The organism is Prosthecobacter dejongeii (assembly GCF_014203045.1).
Lineage (GTDB): Bacteria > Verrucomicrobiota > Verrucomicrobiia > Verrucomicrobiales > Verrucomicrobiaceae > Prosthecobacter > Prosthecobacter dejongeii.
Window position 1 is genome coordinate 72794 of record NZ_JACHIF010000005.1, and the last position, 25745, is coordinate 98538.

General features: G+C 59.5%; 20 protein-coding genes. 9 read left to right on the forward strand and 11 right to left on the reverse strand.

Annotation, left to right across the window (positions count from 1 at the left end; translation table 11 throughout):
* Nucleotides 1-117 precede the first annotated feature (117 nt).
* The 3 genes from HNQ64_RS12930 to HNQ64_RS12940 all read left to right on the forward strand — a co-directional run bounded on the left by HNQ64_RS12930 (nt 118) and on the right by HNQ64_RS12940 (nt 4906).
* Nucleotides 118-2460, forward strand: coding sequence for a tetratricopeptide repeat protein (locus tag HNQ64_RS12930; protein WP_184209214.1), 2343 nt, complete (start codon nt 118-120; stop codon nt 2458-2460).
* 117 nt (nt 2461-2577) lie between these two features.
* Nucleotides 2578-2976, forward strand: a complete 399-nt coding sequence (locus HNQ64_RS12935; RefSeq protein WP_184209216.1) for a hypothetical protein — start codon at nt 2578-2580, stop codon at nt 2974-2976.
* Between the two features lie 7 nt (nt 2977-2983).
* Nucleotides 2984-4906 (forward strand): hypothetical protein, encoded by a 1923-nt coding sequence (locus HNQ64_RS12940; protein WP_184209218.1) that lies wholly within the window; start codon nt 2984-2986, stop codon nt 4904-4906.
* 133 nt (nt 4907-5039) lie between these two features.
* Here the strand turns inward: HNQ64_RS12940 and HNQ64_RS12945 are convergent, their stop codons facing one another.
* The 8 genes from HNQ64_RS12945 to HNQ64_RS12980 all read right to left on the reverse strand — a co-directional run bounded on the left by HNQ64_RS12945 (nt 5040) and on the right by HNQ64_RS12980 (nt 16769).
* Nucleotides 5040-5768, reverse strand: a complete 729-nt coding sequence (locus tag HNQ64_RS12945) for a hypothetical protein (RefSeq protein WP_184209220.1) — start codon at nt 5766-5768, stop codon at nt 5040-5042.
* A gap of 20 nt (nt 5769-5788) precedes the next feature.
* Entirely contained in the window at nt 5789-7507 is a 1719-nt protein-coding gene (locus HNQ64_RS12950) for an LptF/LptG family permease (RefSeq protein ID WP_184209222.1), read from the reverse strand.
* Nucleotides 7508-7601: 94 nt separating this feature from the next.
* Complete coding sequence (locus HNQ64_RS12955; RefSeq protein WP_184209224.1) at nt 7602-8252, reverse strand: Uma2 family endonuclease; 651 nt, start codon at nt 8250-8252, stop codon at nt 7602-7604.
* Nucleotides 8253-8262: 10 nt separating this feature from the next.
* The gene (waaF, locus tag HNQ64_RS12960; protein ID WP_184209226.1) at nt 8263-10248 is read right to left on the reverse strand and encodes a lipopolysaccharide heptosyltransferase II; all 1986 of its coding nucleotides are present in this window, start codon (nt 10246-10248) and stop codon (nt 8263-8265) included.
* Nucleotides 10249-10313: 65 nt separating this feature from the next.
* Nucleotides 10314-11222, reverse strand: a complete 909-nt coding sequence (locus HNQ64_RS12965) for a sugar phosphate isomerase/epimerase family protein (protein WP_184209761.1) — start codon at nt 11220-11222, stop codon at nt 10314-10316.
* A 43-nt stretch (nt 11223-11265) separates the two neighbouring features.
* Nucleotides 11266-12006, reverse strand: coding sequence for a YqjF family protein (locus tag HNQ64_RS12970; protein WP_184209228.1), 741 nt, complete (start codon nt 12004-12006; stop codon nt 11266-11268).
* Between the two features lie 32 nt (nt 12007-12038).
* The gene (locus HNQ64_RS12975) at nt 12039-12959 is read right to left on the reverse strand and encodes an adenylate/guanylate cyclase domain-containing protein (RefSeq protein WP_184209231.1); all 921 of its coding nucleotides are present in this window, start codon (nt 12957-12959) and stop codon (nt 12039-12041) included.
* Between the two features lie 138 nt (nt 12960-13097).
* Nucleotides 13098-16769, reverse strand: coding sequence for a PVC-type heme-binding CxxCH protein (locus tag HNQ64_RS12980; RefSeq protein ID WP_221305442.1), 3672 nt, complete (start codon nt 16767-16769; stop codon nt 13098-13100).
* Nucleotides 16770-16893: 124 nt separating this feature from the next.
* Between HNQ64_RS12980 and HNQ64_RS12985 the strand changes: the two genes are divergently transcribed.
* Together HNQ64_RS12985 and HNQ64_RS12990 are read left to right on the forward strand one after the other, a co-directional pair.
* Complete coding sequence (locus HNQ64_RS12985) at nt 16894-18132, forward strand: PQQ-binding-like beta-propeller repeat protein (protein WP_184209235.1); 1239 nt, start codon at nt 16894-16896, stop codon at nt 18130-18132.
* Nucleotides 18133-18172: 40 nt separating this feature from the next.
* Entirely contained in the window at nt 18173-18910 is a 738-nt protein-coding gene (locus HNQ64_RS12990) for a 16S rRNA (uracil(1498)-N(3))-methyltransferase (RefSeq protein WP_184209237.1), read from the forward strand.
* Here HNQ64_RS12990 and HNQ64_RS12995 read toward each other — a convergent pair.
* Nucleotides 18893-19501: a Uma2 family endonuclease gene (locus HNQ64_RS12995; protein ID WP_184209239.1), complete on the reverse strand. Its 609-nt coding sequence runs from the start codon at nt 19499-19501 to the stop codon at nt 18893-18895. The genes HNQ64_RS12990 and HNQ64_RS12995 overlap by 18 nt on opposite strands.
* Before the next feature lie 50 nt (nt 19502-19551).
* On the opposite strand from HNQ64_RS12995, the gene HNQ64_RS13000 reads away from it, so the two are divergent.
* Entirely contained in the window at nt 19552-20781 is a 1230-nt protein-coding gene (locus HNQ64_RS13000) for a bifunctional folylpolyglutamate synthase/dihydrofolate synthase (RefSeq protein WP_184209241.1), read from the forward strand.
* Here HNQ64_RS13000 and recD2 read toward each other — a convergent pair whose 3' ends face one another.
* A complete protein-coding gene (gene recD2 / locus HNQ64_RS13005; protein ID WP_184209243.1) occupies nt 20782-22956 on the reverse strand; it encodes an SF1B family DNA helicase RecD2 in 2175 nt (724 codons plus the stop codon). It abuts the gene before it with no gap.
* 51 nt (nt 22957-23007) lie between these two features.
* Nucleotides 23008-23364, reverse strand: coding sequence for a hypothetical protein (locus tag HNQ64_RS13010; RefSeq protein ID WP_184209245.1), 357 nt, complete (start codon nt 23362-23364; stop codon nt 23008-23010).
* Nucleotides 23365-23565: 201 nt separating this feature from the next.
* Here HNQ64_RS13010 and HNQ64_RS13015 point away from each other — a divergent pair, with 201 nt between their 5' ends.
* The 3 genes from HNQ64_RS13015 to HNQ64_RS13025 all read left to right on the forward strand — a co-directional run bounded on the left by HNQ64_RS13015 (nt 23566) and on the right by HNQ64_RS13025 (nt 25499).
* The gene (locus HNQ64_RS13015; RefSeq protein WP_184209763.1) at nt 23566-24309 is read left to right on the forward strand and encodes a TerC family protein; all 744 of its coding nucleotides are present in this window, start codon (nt 23566-23568) and stop codon (nt 24307-24309) included.
* Between the two features lie 284 nt (nt 24310-24593).
* On the forward strand, nt 24594-25022 hold the full coding sequence (locus tag HNQ64_RS13020; RefSeq protein WP_184209247.1) for an Hsp20/alpha crystallin family protein: 429 nt from the start codon (nt 24594-24596) through the stop codon (nt 25020-25022).
* A gap of 84 nt (nt 25023-25106) precedes the next feature.
* Nucleotides 25107-25499 carry an Hsp20/alpha crystallin family protein gene (locus HNQ64_RS13025; protein ID WP_184209249.1) on the forward strand — a complete coding sequence of 131 codons (393 nt, stop codon included), beginning with the start codon at nt 25107-25109 and terminating at the stop codon, nt 25497-25499.
* The last annotated feature ends 246 nt before the right edge of the window (nt 25500-25745 follow it).

Genomic DNA, 25745 nt, shown 5'->3' on the forward strand with positions numbered 1-25745 from the left:
TTGAGGGCGCTAAAAAAGGCGAGGTGCCGGGGTCGAGGGGCAGGGGGCTCATTCTGTTGACAGGTTGGCGGCGGCGGAACGTTGACGCAGGTCCGCTTTGCCACGTATTGAATCGGAATGAAAAAACGCCGCCCGGATTCCCCTCCAGCTCCGCCCTCCCCGCCGTCTGGCGAGGGTGGATCGTCTGCGGGGATGGTGTGGGTGGTGGTGGGCCTGCTGGTGGTGGTGGGCGGTATTGGCTGGGCTCTGTGGCCGAAAAAGCCCGCCTACACGCCGGTGGCGGTGGTGGCAGAGCCGAAGAAGCCCGTGCAGGCCTTTGTGATGCCGGATGAAAAGGCTACGTTTGCCCAGTATGCGGGCTCGCAGTCCTGCAAGGAGTGTCACGCGGTGGAATTCGACAAATGGCAGGGCTCTCACCACGGCCTCGCGGAACGGTTGCCGGATGACAAGCTGGATCTGGCAGGCTTCCAGCCGCCGCAGATTTTCAAGCACGGCACGCAGACCTCTGAGGCGCGGAAAGAGGGCGGCGTGTATCAGATCACCTCCCTCGGTTTTGATGGCGAAACGAAGCCTTGGTCGGTGGAGCGGGTCATCGGCCATGCGCCGCTGCGGCAGTATTTGGTGAAGGGGAAAAAAGGGCGTCTGCATTCCATGGAGGCCTGCTTTGATCCGGTGAAGGGAGACTGGTTCAATGTCTATGGCGATGAAGATCGCAAGCCCGGCGAGTGGGGCCACTGGACCGGGCGCGGCATGGTGTGGAACCAGATGTGTGCGAGCTGCCACAACACCCGCGTGCGCAAAAACTATGACCTGGAGACGGACAGCTACCAGACCCGCATGGCGGAGATGACGGTGAGTTGCGAATCCTGCCACGGGCCGATGAAGGCGCACGATGATTGGCAGCGTCAATACAAGGGCAAACCGGGTGGCGAAAAAGACCCTACACTGGTGGCCTGGAGCCGGGACCAGCACACGGAAAACTGCGCAGGCTGCCACGCCCGGCGCGGGGAGATCACTGGGGACTTTGCACCGGGCGACTCCTTTTGGGATCATTACCTGCTGACCATCACGGACCACACCGATGTGTATTATCCAGATGGCCAGATCCGCGATGAGAACTATGAATTCGCCAGTTTCTTCAGCAGTCGCATGCACCATGCGGGCGTGCGTTGCATGGACTGCCATGACATGCACAGCATGAAGACGATCCTGCCGGGGAACCAGCTCTGCGTGCGCTGCCACACACCGGGAGGCTACCCGAATGCGCCCGTGATCGTTCCGGAGGCCCACAGCTTTCACCAGACTGCCAGTGTGGGGAATCAGTGCATCAACTGCCACATGCCGCAGACGACGTACATGCAGCGGCATCCCCGGCATGATCATGGTTTCACCATTCCGGATCCGCTGCTGACGAAGGAGCATGGCGTGCCAAATGCCTGCAACAAATGCCACACGGACCAGACGGTGGACTGGGCCCTGGCCGCGACGGAAAAATGGTATGGCGACAAGATGAACCGCCGCACTCGCAGCCGTGCGCAGACCATCGCCAAAGCCCGCCAGGGAAATCCCGAAGGACGCGACGGGCTGCTGGTCCTGCTGGAAAGCGACGACACCGCCCACTGGAAAGCCAGCGCCACCCTGCTGCTGGACCGCTGGATGGCCGAACCTAAAGTGCAGCAAGCTGTGGCAAAGCAGACCGCGCATGAGCACCCCATGGTGCGCCAGGCGGCTGCCCGTGTGCTGGAGCCTGCGCTGCAAGACAGCCGCCTGCGCGCCACCACGGAAAAGCTGCTGGAAGACCCGGTGCGCAGTGTGCGCGTCACCGCCGCGTGGTCATTGCGGGAAGGGCTGAAACTGGACAGTCCCGCAGGCCAGGACCTGCAGCACATGCTGCGACTGAATGGTGACCAGCCGAGTGGGCAAATGCAGTTAGGCCAATTTTACTACGCCCTGCGGGACGTGCCACGTGCCATCCAGCACATGGAGACCGCCATTCAGTGGGACCCAAATTCGCCCCCCTTTCACCACGATCTAGCCATGCTGCATATGGCGACGGGCAATACCCCCAAGCTCATCGAGAAACTGCGCGATGCCATTCGCCTAGCACCCAATGAGGGGCAGTTTCACTATGAGTTAGGCCTGGCGCTGAGTGAAACTGGGGACATGGAGGCCACCATCGCCGCCTTGAAAGAGTGCGTGCGGGTGGCACCGCAGTACGGACGGGCTTGGTACAATCTCGGCTTGGCTTTGAATGGCCTGGGCCGCACGGCGGAGGCCATGGATGCCCTGCGAAAAGGCGAAGCGGCAGATCCTAACGACCCCGGCATTCCCTACGCCCGCGCCACCATCCTGGCGCAGCTCGGGCAAAAGCAGGCCGCCATCGCGGCAGCGCAGCGCGCTCTCACTCTCCAGCCCGGTTTCCAGGAGGCGCGGCAGCTTCTCATGATGTTGCAGCGTTGAAGTCCTCCGGGCGCGCTGGAATTCGCTTGGGTTGGGGGAGGTCGGACAATTTCTGAAAAAAGAACTGCAAATGTTGCCGTGCAGAGTGCCCTCCGTTAGACTTCTGAACAAATTTTTATGGCACGCCGCGCTCAATCAGGACTCAAACCCATTCATCTTGTCGGTCTGCTGCTCTTGTTAGGGGCCTTGATCGGCCTGGGGTATGTGATGCTGAATCGTACGACGGACCCCATGACGGGTATCACGGCGTTGAGCACGGAGGAGTATCTGGAAAGCTCCACCGCCCTGAGCGGGAACACTTACCGCATCGAGGGGACGGTGGATGATCGCCTGGACAACTGGCGTGCCATGGATGGCCGCCTGTTCAGCGTGCAGGTTTCTGAGGCGGGTTCCTTTTTGCCTGTGTGGGTGCCTGCGAATCTGGAGACGAACATCCAGAGGGGGCAGCGGTATGTGTTTAAGGTCCGGGTTTTGGAAACCGGAATCCTGGAAGTTTTGGAACTGCTGAAAGCCTGATGCCTTTATGAAGAAGCTGATTTTGACTGCGGCCTGTTGTGTCCCCGCATGGTTAGTTGCCCAGGTTCTCCCCTCCCCAGGGGCAGCGCCAGCACCTCAGGCTGCCCCTGCCAGTTCGCCTGCCCCGGCGGCTTCCTCTTCATCTGGTGGGGGCGGGCAGAGCTCCATCTTTGGTGGTCTGCTGCCGCATGTGGATGGCGGCAGTGAAACGGTGAGCTGGGATGGCAAGATGTGGAACATGAACAACAACCGCATCGCGCGGGCGAAGTTCGAGATCTACCTGGCCACCCCCGAAGCTAACAGTGCCGATGACCAAGCCTACCGTGACCTGATGGCGCAAATCACGCTGCTGCTGGCACCCACGCGTGCCGGGGGCCCTGATGTTTCCAAAGCCTTTGCCCTTTTGCCAGAAGCGGGTGCTTTCCAGATTGATGGCGGGCTTTGCAATACCATCGCCAATGGTGTGTGGGATGTGTGGCTGGCCCAACGTAAAGTGACGAATCTGCGCCAGGCGAATGAGGCCATGGTGAAGCGCCGCCGGGACCTGGAATGGAACACGGAGCAGGGCATGAACAGCGCCCCGCTGGCCCCCTCCACCGCAGGTGGGTCCACCAAGGGCACGGCAAACAATCGCCAGCAAGCGGTGCAGCAGCAGCAAAACACCTCGATGACCTTGGGCCGCGTATCGGGCTACATCAAAAGCATCGCCGAGATCGAAGGTCGGATGAAGCTGAATGAGACGGCCATTGGTCTTTCTGAAGTGACCAGCAAGACGCAGTTCCAGGCCCTGATGGTGCAGCTTTTCATGCAGCGCCGGTTTGAGCACGCCATCATCGCTTGTCGCCTTTATCCGCACATGTTCCGCGATGGCGACAGTGTGCTGCAACTGGATGATAACTCCGATCTGAAGAAGATGTTTTCCGCCAGCATGGGCGTGCCGCCTACGGTGAGTTTGATTGATGGCTTTGCCGCCGAGGCCATCCGCGGGGTGGATGAAGCGGTGGTGGCTTTTGAGCAACTGGTGCTGCGCCAGGACTATGACAGTGCGAGCAAGCGCCTGATGGAGGCCTATGCCATCGGCGAATACCTGCCGCGCATCCGCCGCCTGCCCATGGTCACGAAGCTGAAGGTGCTGGACTATGTGCGGGATGGCAATCAGCTCATCAACTCGCTGGAGATGCGTGACTTTGGCCTCGCTGAAGAGCTGGTGAAAAAGATGCGGCTGTCTTCCCGTGACTTTGATTTTTCCAAACCTTTGGCCGCGATCGAAACGGCGCGCACGCTGAGTGACATGCGTCTCACGGCAGCGCGGGCGGCGGCGGTGAAGGGGGACCAGACTGGTGTGGCGGCTGAGCTGAAAGGCGCGGCGGAGATCTGGCCGACGAACCCGAAGCTGCGCGAAGTTTCCAACATGATCGGCCAAAACAGTGATGTGCAGGCCCAGGCCCTGCTGGATCTGGATCGCCTGCTCAGTCAGAGAAATTTCCGTCAGGTGTTCAATGATCAGGGGCGTTTCCTTGCCTCCGCCATCAATGATCCGGTGCGGCAGGAGCAGCTCAAAAAAGTGCTCACGGACATGAACCGTGTGAACATGGTGGTCCATGCCGCTGGTGAGGCTGCGCGCAATGGCAACAGCTTCGGCGCCTGGGAGGCGATCGAGCGTGAGTATGAGCAGTTCCCGGATGATCCGGAGATCACTAAGATGCGCTCAGAACTCAGCGTGAAGGCGAGTGAGTTTGTCAGCGCCATCGAGAAGGCCAAGCAGCATGAGCAGCGGAAGCAGAGCGGCTCCGCCATCGCCTGGTATCTCAAGGCCCGTCGTCTCTATCCGCCGAGTGAATTTGCACGCAATGGCATCCAGCGTCTGGTGACTGGGCTAAAGGCCGGGGAAGGGGACAGTGTGGGAACCACGGGTGCGGTGAATCCGTGAGATTACGGCACTTTTCAAACGCTTGAGTCAGCGCATTCGGAGGGTGAAGAGGTTCACCATGCCCTACGGTCCTAACCGTCAGCGTTGCAAAAATACTTTTGGTTATTCGCGATGGCTCCGGCGAGTGTGTCCTTTATGACTTCACTTCATCCTCCGCCACATCCTCATCCTCCGAGGACTCTGCATGGGGGGCTGCGGCGGTGTCTTCATTGTCGGTAGTTTCCGTTTCAGCGGTGGGGGCTTCTTCGGCTGGTGCAGGTTCGGGCGTGGCTTCTGCGGGCGCGTTTGCCTCGGCTGTTTCCAGTTTGCCCTCTGGGGTGAATTTCATGCCCGCGACTTTCGCGGCCTCTGCGGCAGGGCCGCCGAAGCCTAGGAGCATGGCCACTTCATCCTGCATCTGGGCCAGTTCATCCAGGCGCAGTTCAGGATCGCGGATCATGAAGACCTCACTGGTCTTTTTGTTTTCGTAAAAGAGCATCTTGCCCTGCTCGGTCTCCTTGGAGGCAGTGGGGCTGAGGATGCGTTTACGCTCCAGCATCAGGGCCAGGATATAGCGGGCGTCTTCAGTCTGGGGTTCGTCTTCCTCCACAAAGCGCTGCAGGAGGGCCATGGCGCTTTCCTTGCTGGTGACCTCGGGCCGCTGCTCAGTGACCTGGGGGGTGTAAGTGGTGCGCCAGTAGGCGATGGGAGTGCGCTCGGCCAGCTCAGCTTTCCAGGAATCCAGGCCCACATCCCGGCGCAGGTAGCCGCCGGTTTCGGGGTCAAAGTAGATGGCGGTGTGGAAGACTTCCCCTTCCACAAAAGCACGCCCGGAGAGGGCACATTGATGGGAGCGTGAACGAATGGACCAGTTCTGGATCATCTCAGGAGCGGAGGACTGGGTTAAGTAGCGGTGCGATTGCGAGGTCGGGCCACCTGGGCTTTGCGCTTGGAAAAGAGGCGGAGGGAGATCTTGGGCAGATCCTTATTTTGCGAGCGATAATGCAGCAGCACGGTGCCGAGGATGCCGAACAAGAGGTGGGGAATCCAGGGGCTGAACCAGGGCGGGAGATGCCCGCCTTTGCCCAGGTTCAGGCAGAGGTTATTCAGGAAGAGGATGGCGAAGAAGATGAAGATGGAACCGGCGATGCCGCCCACGGCCCCACGGCGGGAGTAGGCGATGCCCAACGGTGCGGCGACCAGGGCCAGGGCAAAGCTCTGCCAAGGTAGGGCAAACCGATGGAAATAATGCGCCTGAAAGGGGGCTAGGCGCTCGGGGCTATCTTTCGGGTGAGCTTTCAGGTAGGAGACGATTTCCGGCACGCCCATGTAGTCAGGCTGGAGGGCGTAGCTCATCATGCCCCAGGGCGTTTCTTCAAAGTTCTTCACCTCCAGTGACTGGCGGCCTTCGGCATCGGTGGGGAAGGGTTTGATCTCCTTCGGTTTGTCATCGGCGTAGAAGACTTCTTTGCCATCGTAAAAGCGCCAGAGGCCGCCGGGCCACCACATGGCGGAATCTGCATGGATGACGTGGGCGACTTTGCCGTCTTTGTCCATCTCACGCACCTGCACGCCGCGCAGGCTTTCACCCCGGAGAGAGAATGGCAGGGAGGAGACATACCAGACGCGGTCGGTCACGGGATCTCGGTGCAGGACGGAGGAGGCCATGATGGAGTCTTTTTGCTTGGCCCCCAGGGCGCGCATCACGGCCTCGCGGTTGCCCTCAGCACGGGGGGCCCAGTGGTAGTTGGCGGCCAGGCTCATGGTGGCCACGGTGATGACGACGACAAAGATGGGCTGCAAGATCTGCATCACACTGCGCCCGGCGCTGAGCATGGCCACGATCTCATTGGCGCGGGACATTTTGGTCAGCGTATAAAGCACTGCCAGCAGCAGGGAGGCGGGCATGACCGAAACAAAGATGAAAGGTACGATGCTGAAATAGAACTTCACCACGCGTCCAGGGCCTGATTTGGCATCCTGGAATTCCTTCAAGTTATCCAGCAGATCCATGATGATCCACAGGGAGCAGAAGGCGACAAAACAGAAGACTAAGGGGGCCAAAAAGGTGCGCAGGGTGTAGCGCTCCAGCGCCCCACTGCGGACGTAGTAGTGAATGAGCAGCGGCACGCAGATGCAGGCCACGTAGATCATCACCATCTTCATCCAGTAGGCCGTCATGGCCAGGGGCTCGCCCATTTCGGTCATCTGCATGGCCCCGAGTTGATGGGCGATGTCTGAACCGATGGCCCATGCGGCCACGGAGATGGAGGCTACCCAGGTGGGGAAGACCAGCTTGGGCGGGTTTCCCCACTGGCGCAGGAGGATGAAAAGATACACCGCACCGCCCACCAGCATCCAGCTATCCAGGTAGGGCAGCAGCAGGCTCACGGTCTTCAGCACCGGCCCGGCAGGCCCCACCCCTTGCTGGGCGATGAGCTTGCCCTTTTGAATGTCATACCCGGCGACTTCAGGCGGGTGATCCAGGTGATGTCCCTGGGTGGCCAGGAGGATCATGACCAGCAGCGCCAGGGAAAAGGCCGACCGCCCCAGAAACGGCCACGTGCGTACCCGATGGGCGACTGCGCGGAGCTTTTTGAGAAGTGGGTAGAGCCAGGTCATGCGTGCGGCTCTCAGAGATGGCGAGGATCAGCCCGGAGGCAAGGGCAGAGGCGGATGTAGAGGCAGGTCCTTTTTGGCAAAAGGCCAGGCCTCTTCAATGCCGCTTGGAACTTCGCAGAATCTCTTTGAGACAGGCGCTCACTTTGGGGATTTTATCGGGATCCAACCAAGTTCGTTTGACCCAAAATCCAGCGATGCTGGTGCTGCTGATCTTGTCCGAATCGAGCGCGAATTCCTCCAGCAGATCCCCAGCACGGCGGAAGAATCGGTGCGCCAGTTTGTCTGGGTCCAGTACCCAATATTCTTGAACGTCATGCAGCTCATAAGCGGCAAATTTCATGCCCAAATCTCGTTTCGCGGTGGAGGGGGATAGGGCTTCCACCACAAACAAGGGAGCAAAGGCGGCATGCGTGCTACCCATGCGAGAAACCTGAGACGCGGTGAAATATCCCAGGTCCGGCATGAAGGTTTCTCGCGCACTTAAGCGCACAGCGACGGTTTCTCGATGAAGAACTCCGCCTACATCGGCTTCTTCCAAATATGCCGCCAGGAGACGGTCTAAAAAATTCACCAGACTGGCGTGACGCAAATTGACAGGCGAATGCATAAAAACTTGGCCTCCAATCAAATCAGCTAGAGTGCCAGGCTCTAGCCAGTCCAGAAATTCTTCGGAAGTGATCATCCGTCCGTTGATCTTCGCAGCGGTAGCCCCCTTGGAGCGTGCTTTGGAAACGACGGTGGACATGAACCAACGTTTACTTTGAAACCCGGGATGAGGCAAGCCTGTCTTCCACCGCTGCGGCGACCCGCGCGGGGGTGACGAGGGTCATGCAGTCATAGTGGCCATAGGGGCACTCGCGTTTAAAGCAGGGGCTGCATGGCACGTGGTGGCGGATGACGGTGTGCTGGGGTCCCAGGGGACCGGTGAGCACAGGTTCCGTGGAACCAAAGATGCTCACCGTGGGCACACCCAGGGCAGCGGCGAGGTGCATGGTGCCGGTGTCATTGGTGACCAGGAGAGTGCAGGTGCGCAGTTGCTCGATGAGGCCGGACAGCTTGGTTTTCCCCACCAGATTCACGTGAGGAACCTCCGGGCCGACCATTTGAGAAAGCTGCTCCCCCATGGCCGCTTCACCCGGAGCACCGAAGAAGGCCCACTCGATCTGCGGATGGCCCGCAGACACCTGTTTCATCACTGCCGCGTAGCGATCCATGGGCCAGCGTTTCGCCTGACCGTACTCGGCGCCTGCACAGATGCCGACGCGCAGGGGGCTGCCTGCGGGCACCGTGTTCACGGGCAGGGTGGCATCCCACCCTTCCGTCTGCGCCCCGCAACTGCGCGCCACGTGCAGGTAACGCAGCGTGTGGTGCATGGGTGGGCCTTCGACTTTCTTCGGCTCTTTGATGATCTGGGTCAGCAGGCGGGAGCGCAGGGAACCTTTGTAGCCGACCAGCCGTGGGATGCCAGCGAGCCAAAACTCCAGGGTGCTGCGGGTGGAATTTGTCAGCAGAATGGCAGCATCAAAACGGACACCGGTCTTTTTGATGCGGCAGGCCACGCTGAAGAGGCCTTCCTTGTTGTCTTTGCCGATGTAGCGGTCCACTTCAGGCTGGGATTCCCACAGCTCGCGCAGTTTTTCCGGGCCAAAGACGGTCAGCTTCAGGTCGGGACGGCCCGCCTTCATGGCGCGCACCGCCGGGAAGGCCATGCAGGCATCGCCCAGCCAGTTGGGCGACCGCACCAGAAGCTCAAAGGGCTGCAAACGGGCGGGATCATACCCGGCAGGAAGGGCGATGCCGCGTTTGTAGTCGTGCAGTAGGAAGCGGGGTTTCGGCAGCTTCCAGCGGTTGTGCACCCAAAACCAGTTTTCGGGCTGTCGGCGCACCATCTCCTCCACCCGGTGATTCATCTCTGTGGTCAGGCCTTCTACGGTCTGTTTGGCCTCAGGGGAGACGACCGGGGCGCTGCACACCATGCGCCAGCGACCCGGGCCGTCATCGTAGATGGCTAGGGGCATCAGCACGCCACGTGCGCGGTGGGCCATCATGGCTGCGATGGGGGTGGTGGAGGCCAGGCGATCAAAAAACGGTGCCCACACGCCGTGGTCGCCCGCGTGCTGATCCACCAGCACACCCAGGCAGCCGCCTTCCTTCATGTGTTTCATGGGGCCGGTGAAGCCATCCTGACGGTCGAAAAGCGTGTAACCCAGCTTGCGACGACGACGGATGAGCAGGGCATTCAAAAACGGGTTCCGCAGCGGCTGGTAAACGGTGGCGGGCTGGCGACCGAAGACAAACAGGGAGGGCACCTGGGTGAGGATCTCCCAGCAGCTCAGGTGGCAGACGAGATAGAGGATGGGCTTACCCACTGCCATGGCCTCATGCGTGTGGTGGATGCCCTCCACCGTCACGCGCTTTTCCACCTCGGCCTGGGCCATCATCGGCAGCTTAAAGCCGCAAAGAACATTGGAGATCAGGGACTGAAAGTGGGCCTTGGCTGTGTGGTGGATCCAGTGCTCCTTTTTCTCCCGGCCAAAGGCGATGCGCAGGTTGTGCTTGGCCAAGTTTCGATACTTCGGCGAAACGTAAAAGCCGATGGTGCCCAGGATGCGCCCCAGGTACCACACCATCTCCACCGGCAGCAGCCACAGCAGGCCTTCGATGCAGCGAAACAGCGCATACACCAGCCAGTGGCTGATGAGTTGGAGCGTTTGGTTCTTCGGTTTCCTGGATTTGCCCATGCGTCGAGCCTCCTATGGCTCAACGCATTCCGTTGCGCAACCTCCGCGCATAGCTGGGCAGGCGATCAGCTCCACCCCATCCACTCTTTCAGCACCTTCAGGTCGCGCAGGTGGGCCTCGCGGAATTCCTTGAGCACAGCAGGGTTTTTGGCATCGCCTTTCAGGTACTCCACGTGCAGGGAGATGGGGCCGGAGTAGCCGTTTTTGACGACCATTTTGGCAAAGTCTGGGCTCACCTGCCCCTGGCCCAGCGGGCAGCCTTCGGCCTTGCGGCCCTGCCATTGGAAGTCCTTGAAATAAACGCCGCCCCAATGCCCTTCGGTGAGTTTGGCATTCATCGGCCAGGAGTAACCGCCCTCAAGGGTGGCGTGGAAGATATCAAACACGAAGGCGAACTGCGCCGGCGTGTACTCGCGCATGATGGAGTACATGTCCCAGATGGGCGCGGCCACGTAGTCCTTGCCAGAGTGGTTTTGAAACAGCGGCTGGATGCCCAGTTCAGAGCTGAGCTGGACGAGGTCCTTGATCTTCGGTTTGATCTCCTGGAGCTGCGGCCAGATGGGCTGGGTGAGATCGTACTTGAAGTAATTCATGCGGTAGCGCTTCACGCCCAGAGCGGCGGCGGTGCGCAGGACTTTTTCCGTGTGCTGTTCGGCACTCACCTCATTGATCCCAGAGGTCATGATGGTGAGTTCCAGCCCTTGTTTTTTCAGGGCCTCGACGAACTTCGGCAGCTCGGTCTCGATGGCCTCGGGCTCCACGTGACCTTTCGGGCGGATGGGGGCCTCGATGCCGTCCATGCCCATTTCTGCTGCCAGGCTGGCGATGTCGTCATAGGACAGGCCCTGGAGGTGCTTGGTGAAAAAGCAGAGCTTGTTGGGTCGCGCCTTGGCCGCCAGGGCTGGGGTGCTGCTGAGGGCGAGGGAACCGCCGATGAGGGCGGCATTTTTCAGAAAGGAGCGGCGGTCTTGCATGGTGATAGAGGAAACCCAGGCCCAGCCTAAATCTTGCAACCCTTCATGCAATGCTTTGCAGCGGGTAAATGCTCACATCCACCCCGGCAGAGCCGATGATGTGGTCTGGCGGCGTGGCAGGCACGGGCAGGCCATTGAGGGCGAAGAGTTGTGCGTCCCACGCCGCCAGGGTCACCTCTGAGAGGGGATAGGGGCGGTGATGCACCCGGCCGAGACGCAGGCCGCTGGGCGTCTGGGAAAACAGCAGGTAACGCTCCGTCAGGAAGAAATCCAGGCTCCCAGGTTCGGCCTCGCGGGTCTCCTGAGCCAGACGATAGCGAAAGGTCGCGGTGTGGTCCTCTCCCAGCCGCTGGGACGTGTAGGTCACGCCGCCATCCGGGCTCACCTGCTGGCTCATTCGCGCCCGCTGATAAGGCAGGTGGAAAAAGGTACGGGCGATCCACACGGCCAGGGCTTGATTGCAATCCAGTGAGTAAAACCACACTCCTGGCCGCCCCCGGGCATCGTGCACATAGGTGCGGAGATTCAGCTCTAAAAAATCGCTGATGCCCGGCACTGCGGGGAGGAAACGCGGACGAATGCCGCGCATGAAAAAAGGCACCACCGCCACCCAGGCGTGGCCATCGAAGGTATCCACCGTCAGCCCCTCTGGCAGGGTCTTCTGGATCAGCGCGGGATCCATTTTCCAATGCAGGAAAAGGAGCTGCTCCCACCGCTGGAACATGATCTTAGGCAGCGCCGGTGCCAGTCGCAGATGCTGGCGGAATTCGGGGGTGGGGGTCATGATTTGCGACTCCTCCCGGATTGAGCCGGGGCTCAGGACAGCACCGGATTGCTTTCCACCAGGGCGTACACTTCCACGGGCTCAGGCTGGCCTTTGACGGCGTGGATGCCCACGTTTTTGTACTCTTTGGTGCCATCGGACCAGCCTTCCACAAAGGAAGAACCAGCCAGGACCGGGACCTGGAGCTTGCGGGTGAGACTCTCAATGCGGAAGGTCACGTTCACGGCTTCCCCCACAGCGGTATTCACTCCACGGCCCATGGCACCCAGGGCCACATCGCCGATATTCAGGCCCACGTGGCAATAGACTTCCATGTTCATCTCATCGCGCATCATTTTACGCACGGGGGATTCGCTAGCCTCAGGGCTACTCAGCAGGCGCGCGGCCTCGGTGGCCTGACTGCGCATCTCATCACTGTCTCCCACCCAGTAGGCAAAGACGCCATCGCCGATGAATTTATCAATGATCGCCCCACGGGGTTTTAGGATGCGCTCACAGTCCGCATACCATTCCCGCAACATCGTGGCTACCTGCTCCGCACTGAGCTGGGCCGAGATGTTGGTGAAATTACGCAGGTCTCCCACCAAAAGAGTCGCCTTCACCGTGCGCATGGGCAGGGCGATGGTGTGCAGCATCTGGGTGCCGCTGCCGGTGTTTTGGGAATGCTCTCCCTCGTCCGTTTCAAAGATGAAAACACAGGTGCCCAGTTGGATACGATCCCCATGGCGCAACGCCCGGGCTGTTGTCACGGCCACGTCATTGACGAAGCTGCCATTGGCACTGCCGAGGTCTGAGACCCAAAAAAGGTTCCCATCCCGGCGAATGGTGGCGTGCTGCCGGGAAACGCCTGCATCCGTCAGCCGAATGGTGGCATCGGGGCTACGGCCCAGGAGAGTGAAGTCCTCGAGTGAGTACTCCACTCCTTTGTCGTGAGCTCGGAGAAAGGCAGGCATGATGATTTAATCGGACAACTGTTGAAGCAACTAGCGAGCGGGAAGTCAAGCCCGCAGGCGGAAGTTTTCCGAAATACGTCTTTTCTACCGCTCTTGAGCCGTCAATGGACGCGTTTCTGCTCCATCTTGTTCGAAAAATCAGTTCCCCAGCTTGATTTCGTGCCAGTAGGCGAATTCGAAGTGCCAGTCAGTGGCCTGGGCCTCCAGCTTCACGGTGATTTTTTTCCCCACATGGGCACTGAGATCCACCGCCACCTCCTTCCACCGGGGTTTGTCATGGCCCACGGTCATTTCTTGGACGATCTGGCCATTGACGCGGACGATGAGTTTCCAGTCGCCCCGATCATCCGCCGCCACGGCAAAGCGTAAGCGTTTTTTTCCCGGTGAGGGGGTAAGCGTGCGCTCGAAACTGGCGGGTTTCTTGCGGTCCTCAAAGGGGTGAAACATGAGGACATTGCTGCGGCCGTAGTAGTCCGCCAGTTTCACTGGCGTGCGCTCGAAATCGGGCGCGTCCACCTTCCAGTCGGGGTTCCACAAACTCACGCTTTCCCAGTCAATGGCTCGCCAGTTGGTCTTGGGCTTGCCTGGGGTGGCCGGGGCGGCCTCGACCCCGCGAGTGAGCAGGTCTTTTTTCTCTTTCGTCAGCGGCCCCTCCTCGGGTGGTGCTAGGATGTACCAGATCATGTCGCGGAACATCTCATCCGGCAGCGCCCCAAAACCCATGGGCATGAGGCTCTGCTTCGTATTCGTCAGGCTGGCCACCTGATCCCGCGATACGATCTGCGCGGCCCCACCTGCGCCCAGGAGTTTCACATGGCTGGGCGTATCCTCTACCATACGTCCGGCGAGGGTGCGGCCATCCTTCGTCGCCACGATGATGTTTTCATAGCCGTTGCCGATGATCTGGTTGGGATCAATGACGTTGGCCAAAAGCGCGTCCAGGTTGCTGCGTCCGCTGCCGATGAGGTCTGGCCCCACCTTTTGACCTCCGCCGTGGAACTCATGGCAGACCATGCAGGTGGCCTGGAACATCAGCTTACCATCGGCCAGGTTTGGCTCGCCCGTCAGAGCGGCTTTTTTCTTCGCGGCAATGAGGGCTTTGACATCCTCGGAGGAGTCTTTCCACACGCCGATGACTTCTCCCGCTCGGGCTTTGATCTTCGGGTCTGAATGGTTCGTCAAAGACCGCGCCACCGTCATGGGCAGATCCCCACGCGCCACCGTGCCTGCGGCCATGGCCTCCAGTAAAGCGCGCGACCACACGGACCGCGAAGCCAGCGACTCCGCCGTGGCGATGCGTTCCTGCGGATTCAGCGCCTTCCATAAACCCAGGGCATCCTGGGCAAAGGCATCGCCCCCCAGATCCACCGCCGCGCGCATGGCCTCGATCATGAGGGCAGGCTCCGGTTTGTTCTTCATCAGCGTCGCATAGCCTGCTTTGGCCGCCTCCGTTTTGACCTGGCGCAGGGACTGCAAGGCGGCTCGACGCGCGCTGACAGACTGCTTGCCGTCCAGCAAGGTCTGCACCACCTGACCAATCGCTTCGGGGTCACCCCACAGGACGGAAAGCTGCTGCGCCTGGGCCTTCACCTTGTCATCCTTATGGTTACGCCATTCAGAGAGACTGGCGGAGGCATCCAACGTCGGTTTGATGATGCCGCCTTCTTGGCCTTTCACCAGGCCTTCGAGTGCCTGTGCCAGCAACGTGTCATGCGCCGCGATCTTTTGACAAAAGCCGATAGCAAGATCCAAGTTCTTAGCATCCCGCGTGTCGCACAGGCGGCGCATGGCTTTGTGACTCAGGATGTGGGAGAGAGGTTGTGTTTCTGGAGCCAAGGCCATCACTCCTAGCAGTGTCTCTTCAGCATCTGTGGCAAGCCCGTGCTCGATGACCATCCAAATTTGCAAAGCCAGAAGGCGATCATGTTGGCTGGCGGAAGTTTTGACGAGGTTCCCCATCTGGTTATGCATCCGCACCAAAGGTCGCCAATGTTTGTTAGCGGAGGCCAGAGGTCGGTTGGTGGTGAGATCCCCCGCACTCCCCTGCCGCATGGCCGTGGCTACAGCCGAGCGAACACTCATCTCTGGATCGGCTTCCAGTTTAGCGAGACGCTGTAAATCTACCGTCAGGGCTGCCATAGCCTCTTTCTCGGCTGGGGACGACTTTAAAACATCGCTGTCGGAAACAGTCGCCAGATGCAGATCCGCCGCATGGAAACGTTCACCGCTCAACCTTGCCACCCAGGCACGAACGGCAGGGGCGGCATGTTGAGTGAGTTGGTCGAGGAACGCAGCCTCAAGCTGATTCGTTTGATGGAGGCTCCACAAAGCTTCGAGAGCGAGGGCTGGGGAAGTGGTTTGGCCTAACAAGGTTTCCATTTCTCTCTGAGCAGCCTCGTCTGGCCTTTCCACGAGCATCCTTCGGGCAGTGCGCCGCATCCAGTTATTCGGGTGTTCCAGGTTCTTCACTAACTCCTCCACCGTCAGCTTTTTCAGGTCCAGGGGTTCCTGTTTTGTAGTTCCGCGTTTAGGCGGCTCAGAACCGGCTGAGACTACAATACGCCAAATACGGCCCCGGTCTCGGTCCACGCCTTCAGGGTTCGCCTTGGCATTCTGGTAGCATGGGTACTTGTCGCACCAGTCCATGATCCACAGGTTTCCATCGGGGCCGGTCTGGGTGGAAACGGGACGGAACCAGCCATCGTTGGCGCGCAGGAAGTCGCGGCGGGGTTCGCACTTGAAGGTAGCACCCACGGGGGTCAGCACCTCCTCATGGATGGCGTTGTCATGGATGTTGCCAATGAAGGCATGGCCATGCGTGTCTGCCGGATAAACACCGCCCTGGTAAATCTGCACGCCGGCATAAGCGGCACGGAAGTGTTTGTGCTTCACGATGCTGGGGATCAGCTCATAGGAGTAAGGATTCTCCGGCGCACCACCCTGCCTCACGTAGATGCCACCGGGGGCCATGTGGAAGAAGTGATCAATGACACAGGCGCTGATGAAAAAATTCCCCGCCGCATCGTAGTCGCAGCCCCAGGGATTGCTGGTGCCATCGGCAAAGACCTCGAACTCCCATGCGCTTTCTTTTTCCCGCGAAGTGGGCCGCGCTCGGCCAATGCCCGCATCAAATTTAAAGCCCTCCTTTTCCGGCTGCCCGGGGCGGCGCACCTTGCTGTTGGTGAAGACGCCGTGGGTCATGTAAAGCCAGCCGTCCGGGCCCCAAGTAAAACTATTCACCAGCTCATGCGTGTCTTCACGGCCAAAGCCCGTGAGGCACACGCGCCAGGCCTCCGGTTTGTCATCGCCATCCTCATCACGAAAATGAATGAGGTGCGGCTGCTGGCCCACATAGATGCCACCGTCCCCGCACAGGATGGCACTGGCTAGGTTGAGTCCCTCGACAAAAACCGTGCGCTTGTCCGCCACACCATCGTTGTCCGTGTCTTCCAGAATGATGACGCGATCTCTCGGGATCGCACCCTTGGTCTGAGGCAGAGGATGGTACTGGTCATCATTCGCCTCGCCGCCAAAGGGAGCGGGATGTTCTGACCCATTCGGGTATTCGTAAGCCTCCACCACCCAAAGACGGCCCCGGTGATCCCAGGTCATGGCCACAGGATTTTGCACCATGGGTTCATGGGCAAAACAGCGCACCTCATACCCCTCGGGCACGGTCATTTTCGCCCGCGCTTCTTCTGGCGTGGGGCAGATCTCGGAGGCCGGGGTGTAGGCCCCCACCAATTCCTTGGCATGAGCACTGCCCAGGGTCAGCCCGGAGGTCAGCAGCAGTAAAAGGGACATCTTCATGGTTGATAGAGAGAGTACCGACTCTGACCGAGAGGCTAACAGACAAATTTTAGGACAAATCGGCCATTTACCTTCCCCGACACGCTTTGTGCTGGCGCGGTGGGCGGGCGGCGTATGGTATCCCATGCGGTTCGTTTTCCTTCTTCCTTTTTGCGGTCTCAGCCTATCGTCCTTGGTGGCAGCGGATTGGCCTCAGTTTCTCGGGCCTCAGCGCCAGGGTATCGCAGCAGCGGAAGAGCCTGCTTTAAAAGGTCCCTTCAAGAGTGAGCCAGATCAGCTTTGGGAAAAATCGGTCGGGGCGGGATTTGCGGGCCCCGTCGTCAGCGGCGGCAAGGTGATCCTCTTTCACCGCGAAGGCAGCGACATGACCACGGAAGCGGTGGAGGCCAAGACGGGCAAACCCCTGTGGCGCACCACCTATGTGACGGACTACGTGGACAGCTTCGGTTTTGACAACGGGCCGCGCGCGGTGCCTGCCGTGGCTGAGGGGAAGGTCTTCACCCATGGTCCAGAGGGGCGTGTGACGGCGCTGGATCTGGAGACGGGCAAGGAACTGTGGGCCTATGACACCGCCTCCGCCGTGAATTCGCAGCCGGGTTTCTTTGGCCGTGCACCCTCTCCTCTGGTGGTTGCCGGAAAAGTCATCATCGCCGCGGGTGGCAGCCTGGGCGACAAACCAGCGGGCCTCATCGCGCTGGATACCCAAACGGGCAAACTCGTCTGGAACAGTGTGGAAGATGAAGCTGGTTATGCCTCCCCGGTGATGCTGGGTGAAACCGTGCTGGCCTGGATGCGTAACAAACTTTGGTTAGTCAATCCAGAGACGGGTTTTGTGCTCGATTCCCTGCCCCTGCGCGCCAGCATGGAGGCCTCCGTCAATGCTGCGACTCCAGTCCCCTGCGGCGAAGGCCAGTGGTTTGTCTCGGCAGGTTATGGCGTGGGGGCGAATCTCTTCAAGATCACGCCGTTTCAGCAGCCTGCGTTTGAGGCGGTATGGCAAAAGCAAAAGACGCTGGACTGCCACTACAGCACACCCATTTTTAAAGACGGGCATCTTTACGGCTTCGATGGCCGCCAGGAAACAGGGCAGACGCTGCGCTGCATCGAGGTGGCCACAGGCAAGGTCTGCTGGGACTCTCCGGGCATCCCCGGCGGCACACTGCTGCGGGTGGGGGATCAGCTCCTCGTCGTCACGGAGCAGGGTGAGCTATGGATCGTCAAAGGCTCTCCAGATAAGTTTGATCAAGTCGCCACCGTGCAGATCCTGCGCTCCAGCCACCGCAGCCATGCGGCCTTTGCCAATGGCGTCCTGTATGCGCGGGATACGGAAAAGGTGGTGGCCATCCGGCTAGGGGCGGAGTGACAGCATTTGCCCTGCCGCCATCTCCGGCCAAAGTGCGCCCATGTCCCTCAGTCGTTTTTATCTCCCCGCCTCCGAATGGCAGCCAGAGGCCCTTAGCCTAACCGGGGACGAGGCCGCCCACTGTGCTCGCGTCCTGCGTAGGCAGGTGGGAGATGTGGTGGAAGTCTTCGATGGCGAAGGCCGTGTGGCCCAGGCCACGATCACGGCGGTGAGCAAAAGCAGCGTTCAGTTGTGCCCTACCTCGGACACGCGCCATGCGCCTCTGCCCTATCGCATCCACCTGCTGCCTGCCATGATCAAGGCCGAGCCCTTCGAGTGGCTGCTGGAGAAAGCGGTGGAGCTGGGTGCGACGAGCATTCAACCCCTCGTCACCGAGCGCACCGTGGTGCATCTGGCGGGCGAGCATCTGGACAAAAAGATGGCCAAATGGCGCCGCCACATGATCGAGTCTGCCAAGCAGTGCCATACGCCCTTTGTGACCCGCTTGGAAAAACCCCGGTCCTTTGCCCAAGTGATCGCCAGCCTGCCCGCAGACAGCCTCAAAGTCCTGCCCGCCCTCAGCGAGCACAGCCGCACCCTGCATGGCATCGCCAGCGGTCACCGCGAGGCCTACATCGCCATCGGTCCTGAGGGAGATTTTAGCCCGGCCGAGGAAGCCCTGGCCCAGCAGCAAGGTTTCATCCCCGTGACGCTCGGCCCCTTGATTTTACGCGCCGAAACCGCCGTGGTCTCTGCGCTGGCAGTACTGGGGCATGAGTTCTCAGGCCGGGAGCAGTAAGTCTGCGACCTGAAATTCTAAACTCGGGAGACAGCTTAGAGCCACGGAATCGCCATGAGCGACGATGCGGGTCTGGCGGAATTCCTCACCTTCAGGATCGCGAAACATGCGGATTCGGCTGCTTTCCAGATCAATGACCCAATACTCCTGAATGCCAGCCTTGGCATACACCCGAGCTTTGTCGCCGATGTCATGACTCAACGTGGTGTCTGCGACTTCAACGATCAGAAGCGTTTCCTCAGGGCCTGGAGGCGCTTTGAGGAAATCGAGTTCCGAGCCCTTAACAATGCTGATGTCAGGCAAAGGTTCCGAAACACGACTGATGCGGATCGGGTTTTGCTCCTGAAGTGTGACCCCACTAGGCAAAAAAGAACTGAGCACTCGGGTGAGGCGATTGGTTTGGGCCGCATGTCTATGTCCAATGGGCATAAGCTCAAAGATTTCTCCATTTAGCAGTTCCAGCCGCGCATGATTTTCCCCCAGCAGCCCCGTGCGGGCCATTTCATGAAACGCATCTGCCGTAAAGACGAACCTCCGCGGCAGACCAGGCAGTTTTAGCCCGGCATTTGATGGAGCTTCAAGGACTTGCATGATGGACAAGATTACAAGGCGGGGCCAGTTTCAGCAAATTCTATCCTCACATGTCCACACCCGCACTCGATTGGCTCTACAGCACGCAACTTTACGGCATCAAACTCGGTCTCGAGAATGTCCATAAGCTGCTGGAGGCCATGGCATTGCCGCAGGCGGGCATGAAGTTCATCCACGTGGCAGGCACCAATGGCAAGGGCAGCACCTGTGCCTTCATGCACGCCATTTTAAAGGAGTCTGGCATCTCCGCAGGGCTCTTTACCTCGCCTCATTTGATCCGCTTCAACGAGCGCATCCGCGATACAGAGCGTGAGATCTCTGATGAGGAACTGGAGGCTGGCCTGACGAAGATCCGCACGCTGGTGGCCGACTGGACTCCACACCCGACTTTTTTTGAGATCGCTCTGGCCCTGGCGCTGGATTGGTTTCGCCTGCGCGGCAATGAATGGGTGGTGCTAGAGACGGGCCTGGGTGGCCGCCTGGATGCCACGAATGCCATCACGCCCGAGGTCAGTGTGCTGACCCGCATCGGCCTGGATCATCGGGATCAACTGGGCGATACGATCGCCAAAATCGCCGGAGAAAAAGCGGGCATCATCAAACAAGGCGTGCCCGTGGTTTCAGCCCCGCAGGAGGAGTCTGCCCTGAAAGTGATCGAGCGCACCGCCAAGTCCCTGAAAGCCCCTTTCACTTTAGTGGATGGTCCTTTGTCGAACGTGAAGTTAGGCCTCATGGGGCCGCACCAGGCCTGGAATGCCTCACTGGCCCTGGAGGGACTGCGGGAAGCAGGCATCCGTGTGCCTGCCGTGGTGCTGGAATCTGCCCTGCAAAACGTTCACTGGGCTGGGCGCTTTCATCAGTTGGAAGAAGGCCGCGTGGTGGTGGATGGGGCGCACAATGGCGATGCGGCCCTGGCTCTGGCCTGGACATGGAAGACGGAGTTCCCCGGGCAAAAAGCCACTGTCATTTTCGGCGGCTCGACGGGCAAGGATCTGGTGGATGTGATGTGGCCCCTGGCCGAGATCGCGGAACGCTGGGTGCTAACCCCTTTTCAATCACCGCGCTCCGTGCCCGTGGAGACCCTTTCTGAAGCACTGGCCGAAGCCATGGCGGATGCCGAAGGCGACATCGAATCGATGGAGGCCCGCAGTCTGGACGATGCCTACGACGTCGCTCGCCAATTCCCCGAGCGCGTGCTGGTCACTGGATCTTTGTTCCTTGTGGGTGAGTTTCTCAGCAAGGTCACCACCTCCGGCACCTACCAGCCCAGCGGCCAGTAGTCACAGCAGCTCCTTTAGCCCCGTCCAGCGTTTCCGGCTTTCCTGCCTGCCCACGGCCATGCTGAGGGCGCGTGGATCCCCCACCAGCACCACCAGCTTTTTCGCCCGTGTGACGGCGGTGTAGATGAGGCTACGCTCTAGCAAGACATAATGCTGGGTGCTCACGGGAATGATGACGCAGGGAAACTCGCTGCCCTGGCTTTTATGAATGGTGAGGGCGTAGGCCAGTTGCAGCTCATCCAGCTCCCCTGGCTCATAGTCCACTAGGCGATCTCCCTCAAAGCGGACGCTGAGTTTCAGCGGATCGGTCTCAATGGTGACGATATGGCCGATGTCGCCATTGAAGACTTCTTTGTCGTAGTTGTTGTGCGTCTGGATGACCTTGTCCCCCACTCGGTAAGTGGTCTGGAAACGCTCCAGTTCATACTTCATCTCATGCGCCGGGTTGAGGGCCGATTGCAGAGATTCATTGAGGCTGCGCGTGCCTAACCAATGGCGATTCATCGGCGTCAGCACCTGGATGTCCTGGATGGGATCAAACTTATACTTTGCAGGCAGGCGCTGGTGCGCCAGTTGCACAATGAGGTCGCGGGTTTCTTCCGGCGATTGAGTCTCCAAGAAAAAGAAGTCGCTCTCCCGCTGCGGTTTCAGGTCCGGCACACAGCCACGATTGATCTCATGCGCACTGGTGATGATGCGGCTGGTGGCAGCCTGGCGGAAGATTTCCGTGAGCTGCACGCAGGGCACCTTGCCACTGGAGATGAGGTCATTCAGCACCATGCCCGGGCCCACGGAGGGGAGCTGGTCTGCATCTCCCACCAGCAGCAGATGCGCCCCTGCGGGCAGGGCCGAGAGGAACTGTGCCATCAGCGGCGCATCCAGCATGGAGCACTCATCCACCACAAAAAGGTCGCCCGTCAGCGGATGGCCATTGTGCCGTCCCCAGTTTCCCAGACCCTGATATTCTAACAAACGATGCAATGTCTTCGCTTCCAGGCCTGTGCTCTCATTCAGCCGTTTCGCCGCACGGCCCGTCGGTGCAGCCAGCACCATCTTCACCTTTTGATCTCGCAGTACTGTGAGGATGGTACGCAGGATGGTCGTCTTGCCCACCCCTGGGCCGCCGGTGATGATGAGGCAGCGATTTTTCAGGGCCTCTTTGACGGCGCGCTGTTGGCTTTCGGCCAGTACCTTGCCGGTATCCTGGGCAGCCTTCGCCATCGCAGCCTCCACATCCATTCGAGGGTAAGCGGGCGGGAAAGATACCAGCGTGGCGATGGAGCGGGCGATGCTTTGCTCCGCCGCGCGCAGGTAGGGCAGATAAAGAAAGCTCTGCCCATTCAGCGCATGGCGCTCCAGTTGCGAAGCGGTGATGAGTGTTTCCACCTCCGGCTGCAACAAGGAATCTGCCGCGCCCAGAAGCTGCGCCGTCTGCTCCATGACCCGTCCTTCTGGCAGGCAGCAGTGGCCGCTGCTGGCCGCCGTCTCCAGCACATGCAGCAGACCTGCACGCAGACGTTCGGGAGCATCTTTGGCCACGCCCATTTGATGTGCGATGCTATCCGCCGTTTTAAAACCGATGCCGTGGATGTCCTGGGCGAGGCGATAAGGATTGGTCGTCAGCACGGACAGCGCCTCTTCCCCATAGGTCTTGTGAATGCGCAGCGCCCGGGAAGAGCTGATGCCGTTCTGATGCAGAAAGAGCATGATGTTATGCACAGACTTCTGCTTCATCCACGATTCACGAATCTCCTGTCGGCGCTTTTTGCCGATGCCCTCCACGCCTTCCAGTTTTGAGGATTCATTCTCGATGATCTCGAAGATGCCTTTGCCGAATTTTTTCACCAACCGCTTCGCATACGCCGGGCCGATGCCTTCGATCAAACCGCTGCCCAAGTACTTTTCGATGCCCTCGCTGGAGTCTGGCCGCGTCAGCTTCAGCGTGTCCGCCTTAAATTGCTGTCCATACTCCCGCGTGGCCTCCCAGCGGCCCTGGGCTTCAAACTGCTCACCCGCCACTACACGCGGAGATTTGCCGATGAGGCTCACGGCCTCCCGCCGCCCCTGGGGGATCACCTTCAGGATGCAGTAGCCCGTGTCTTCCGTGTGATACACCACCCGCTCCACCAGCCCATGCAGGGTCTCTGTGGGGGCAGGGTTGGCATCGCGATTCATGACCGCAGACTAACGTGAACAGTCGCGGAATCGCAAATCTTCAAATGCCCATCAGCCTCGGTTTACCCACAGCCAAATCCCGGACAGGATGAGCGCACCGAGAGCGATCAAAACCAGACGAACCTGGAGCTTCACCCGCTGCATGCGCTGCTTTTCACGCGGATCTTTATCAATCTGCTCCAACTGCTCCATCACCGCCCGTACCTGCTCGTCCACAAACTGCGGCTTTTGCCCCGCCTGGATCTCGCGCGAAATCGCCTCCAGCTTGTCCGGCTTCAAGTAATGATCCGTCGTGATGAGATGCCGCGCCCGATCTTCCAGACTCTCAGGCACAAACCGACACACCGGGCAGGCCTTCCAGGCACCCGTTTTCATGCGTCCACATTCCAGGCAAACAGCGGCGGTCATAGGTCTTTAAATTCATCAGGCCAGATCGCTTCCGTAAATCCAAAAAGCATCCCGGTTGCGAACTCGCTGGTCATTACACATTTGGCCTTTGTCTGGAATCTGTGTGTCCCGCGTTGCCGTTGGCACAAGATGCGCTAGCATCGGCCCACTCTCTCACTCCCTATGGATATCCTCCCTCTCCTCGCCGTCAATGTCTTCGACATGTCTTGGGTTTCTAGCCCGGAGGCATGGATCGCGCTCGCCACTCTGACGGTGATGGAGATCGTCCTGGGGATTGATAACATCGTCTTCATTTCCATCCTGGTGGATAAGCTACCTGTGGCCGAGCGCGCCCGTGCCCGCTTCCTGGGCTTGGCCTTTGCGATGGTCACCCGCATTCTTCTGCTGCTCTCTATTACTTGGGTCATGCAGCTCAAAAACCCGCTCTTTGCCGTTTTCAGCCATCAGATTTCGGGTAAGGACCTCATCCTGATCCTGGGTGGTCTATTCCTCCTGTGGAAGAGCACCAAGGAAATTCACCACAAGATCGAAGGTGCCCACGAAGAGGCCCACACCGCCAGCAAAGGCCGCGCAGCCCTGAGTTCCATCCTCATCCAGATCGCCATTCTAGACATCGTCTTCTCGCTGGATTCTGTCATCACCGCCGTCGGCATGGTGGATGACATCATGGTCATGGTCATCGCTGTGATGATCGCTGTCGGCTTCATGATGGTGTTCGCGGGCACGGTGAGTGACTTCATCAGCAGGCACCCGACCGTGAAGGTGCTGGCACTTTCTTTCCTCCTGCTCATCGGCACCACGCTGATTGCGGAGGGCTTCCACGTTCACTTCCAGAAAGGCTACGTCTATTTTGCCATGGCCTTCTCCATCATGGTGGAGTTTCTGAACATTCGCATGAAGAGCAAGGCCGAGAAAAAAGCCGCTGCTCTGGCCGCAGGGAAGTAATTTCCCCCTTTCATCCTCGCGTTTATTTGAAAAACCCCGGGCCGATCTGGCTCGGGGTTTTTTATGCCCATGCACTGCGCCATTTTGGCTATTGAGTGTGACAGGAGGTTTCTCCAATAGTGACATAATGGCTTTAATGAATGCCGTCTCGTAAAAGTCAATTTCACTTAGTCTGTTGATTACCAGTGGATTAAATCCAAGCGCCTCACTTTGGCACAGAGGATGCACTTCTTTAGAACCGTCTTAACAAGACATTCTTGATCAACTCAAACTCATTCAAACCTATGAAACTCGCACGTTACACTCCTTCCTTTGATCTCGGTCGAGTCGCCGACTTTGACCAATGGCTGCGTCATCCGTTTGCTGGTTTCCCCGCCGTGGGCCAGCTCCTCGGTGACTTTCTGCCCGGCGTTGCCGGTCGCCTCGCTGCCGATGTCTATGAGGACCAGGACAACTACTACGCCCGCTTTGAACTTCCCGGTGTGAAGAAGGAAGACGTGAAGGTGGAGGTACATGACCGCCTCCTCACCGTCTCCACCCAGCGCCAAACGAAGGACGAAGGGCAGGAGGAATCCTACAGCCTCAGCCGCTCCATCTCCGTTCCGGAAAGCGTCCGTGCCGATGCCATCGCCGCGAAGATGGAAGACGGCATCCTCACCGTGACCCTGCCGAAGCAGGAAGAGAGGAAACCCAAGCTGATCCAAGTCAACTAACCCCCAACCCCCAGGGAGCGCGGGCACACAGCCCGCCTCCTTCCTTCACCCAACCTCGATTTAACAAACGACCTGATCTTTTTTATGAACGCTACCTGCTGCAACCCTGCCTCCACCGCCACTCAATCTGCCCCTAGCGTGGGCGTGACAGAGAGCCTGCAAAAACCCCTCTACAACGTCATCGGCAATGCCGATGCCTACGAAGTCCGTGTCGAACTGCCTGGGGTCGCCAAGAGCGGTGTCAAGATTGACCTGGAGGATAATGTGCTCTCCATCCGTGGCGAGCGCCAGTCGGCCACCCCTGAAGGCTGGAAAACGCTCCATCGCGAGCTCTCCACCCTCGGTTACCAACTCCGACTGCGTCTCAACACGCCCGTGGATGAGGACAAGCTGACCGCCAACCTCGAAAATGGGGTGCTGACGCTGAAGCTCCCCCTCAAGGAAGCCGCCAAGCCTCGCCGGATCGAAGTCCAATAACCTCCATCTTTTAAAAACCCCAAACCCCAGCGCAGCATCGGCAACGGTGCTGCGTTTTTTTAGCGGCAAATTCAGGGGCCAAAATCCGCGAAGCGTCCTGGAGTGCGGAGGCAGAGAGGCCAGGGGACTCCTGGGCCTCGGCGACACCGCTTTTGAGGCAGGGAAGAGGTGGAGCCCGAGCTGAGGAAAGTCTCGAAGATTAGCACGCTCGGGCTCGGCAAGTGTTTAGGATGCGCCGATACCGCA

Excerpts from the sequence above, each read along its gene's own strand:
- HNQ64_RS12935 (WP_184209216.1), top strand. The coding sequence starts at position 2,578 with ATGGCACGCCGCGCTCAATCAGGACTCAAACCCATTCATCTTGTCGGT.
- HNQ64_RS12945 (WP_184209220.1), bottom strand. The coding sequence starts at position 5,768 with ATGATCCAGAACTGGTCCATTCGTTCACGCTCCCATCAATGTGCCCTC.
- HNQ64_RS13010 (WP_184209245.1), bottom strand. The coding sequence starts at position 23,364 with ATGACCGCCGCTGTTTGCCTGGAATGTGGACGCATGAAAACGGGTGCC.
- HNQ64_RS13015 (WP_184209763.1), top strand. The coding sequence starts at position 23,566 with ATGTCTTGGGTTTCTAGCCCGGAGGCATGGATCGCGCTCGCCACTCTG.
- HNQ64_RS12950 (WP_184209222.1), bottom strand. The coding sequence starts at position 7,507 with ATGACCTGGCTCTACCCACTTCTCAAAAAGCTCCGCGCAGTCGCCCAT.
- HNQ64_RS12995 (WP_184209239.1), bottom strand. The coding sequence starts at position 19,501 with ATGCAAGTCCTTGAAGCTCCATCAAATGCCGGGCTAAAACTGCCTGGT.
- HNQ64_RS12980 (WP_221305442.1), bottom strand. The coding sequence starts at position 16,769 with ATGAAGATGTCCCTTTTACTGCTGCTGACCTCCGGGCTGACCCTGGGC.
- HNQ64_RS12955 (WP_184209224.1), bottom strand. The coding sequence starts at position 8,252 with ATGTCCACCGTCGTTTCCAAAGCACGCTCCAAGGGGGCTACCGCTGCG.
- waaF (WP_184209226.1), bottom strand. The coding sequence starts at position 10,248 with ATGGGCAAATCCAGGAAACCGAAGAACCAAACGCTCCAACTCATCAGC.
- HNQ64_RS12975 (WP_184209231.1), bottom strand. The coding sequence starts at position 12,959 with ATGCCTGCCTTTCTCCGAGCTCACGACAAAGGAGTGGAGTACTCACTC.
- recD2 (WP_184209243.1), bottom strand. The coding sequence starts at position 22,956 with ATGAATCGCGATGCCAACCCTGCCCCCACAGAGACCCTGCATGGGCTG.
- HNQ64_RS12965 (WP_184209761.1), bottom strand. The coding sequence starts at position 11,222 with ATGCAAGACCGCCGCTCCTTTCTGAAAAATGCCGCCCTCATCGGCGGT.
- HNQ64_RS12970 (WP_184209228.1), bottom strand. The coding sequence starts at position 12,006 with ATGACCCCCACCCCCGAATTCCGCCAGCATCTGCGACTGGCACCGGCG.
- HNQ64_RS12930 (WP_184209214.1), top strand. The coding sequence starts at position 118 with ATGAAAAAACGCCGCCCGGATTCCCCTCCAGCTCCGCCCTCCCCGCCG.
- HNQ64_RS13020 (WP_184209247.1), top strand. The coding sequence starts at position 24,594 with ATGAAACTCGCACGTTACACTCCTTCCTTTGATCTCGGTCGAGTCGCC.
- HNQ64_RS12985 (WP_184209235.1), top strand. The coding sequence starts at position 16,894 with ATGCGGTTCGTTTTCCTTCTTCCTTTTTGCGGTCTCAGCCTATCGTCC.
- HNQ64_RS12990 (WP_184209237.1), top strand. The coding sequence starts at position 18,173 with ATGTCCCTCAGTCGTTTTTATCTCCCCGCCTCCGAATGGCAGCCAGAG.
- HNQ64_RS12940 (WP_184209218.1), top strand. The coding sequence starts at position 2,984 with ATGAAGAAGCTGATTTTGACTGCGGCCTGTTGTGTCCCCGCATGGTTA.
- HNQ64_RS13000 (WP_184209241.1), top strand. The coding sequence starts at position 19,552 with ATGTCCACACCCGCACTCGATTGGCTCTACAGCACGCAACTTTACGGC.
- HNQ64_RS13025 (WP_184209249.1), top strand. The coding sequence starts at position 25,107 with ATGAACGCTACCTGCTGCAACCCTGCCTCCACCGCCACTCAATCTGCC.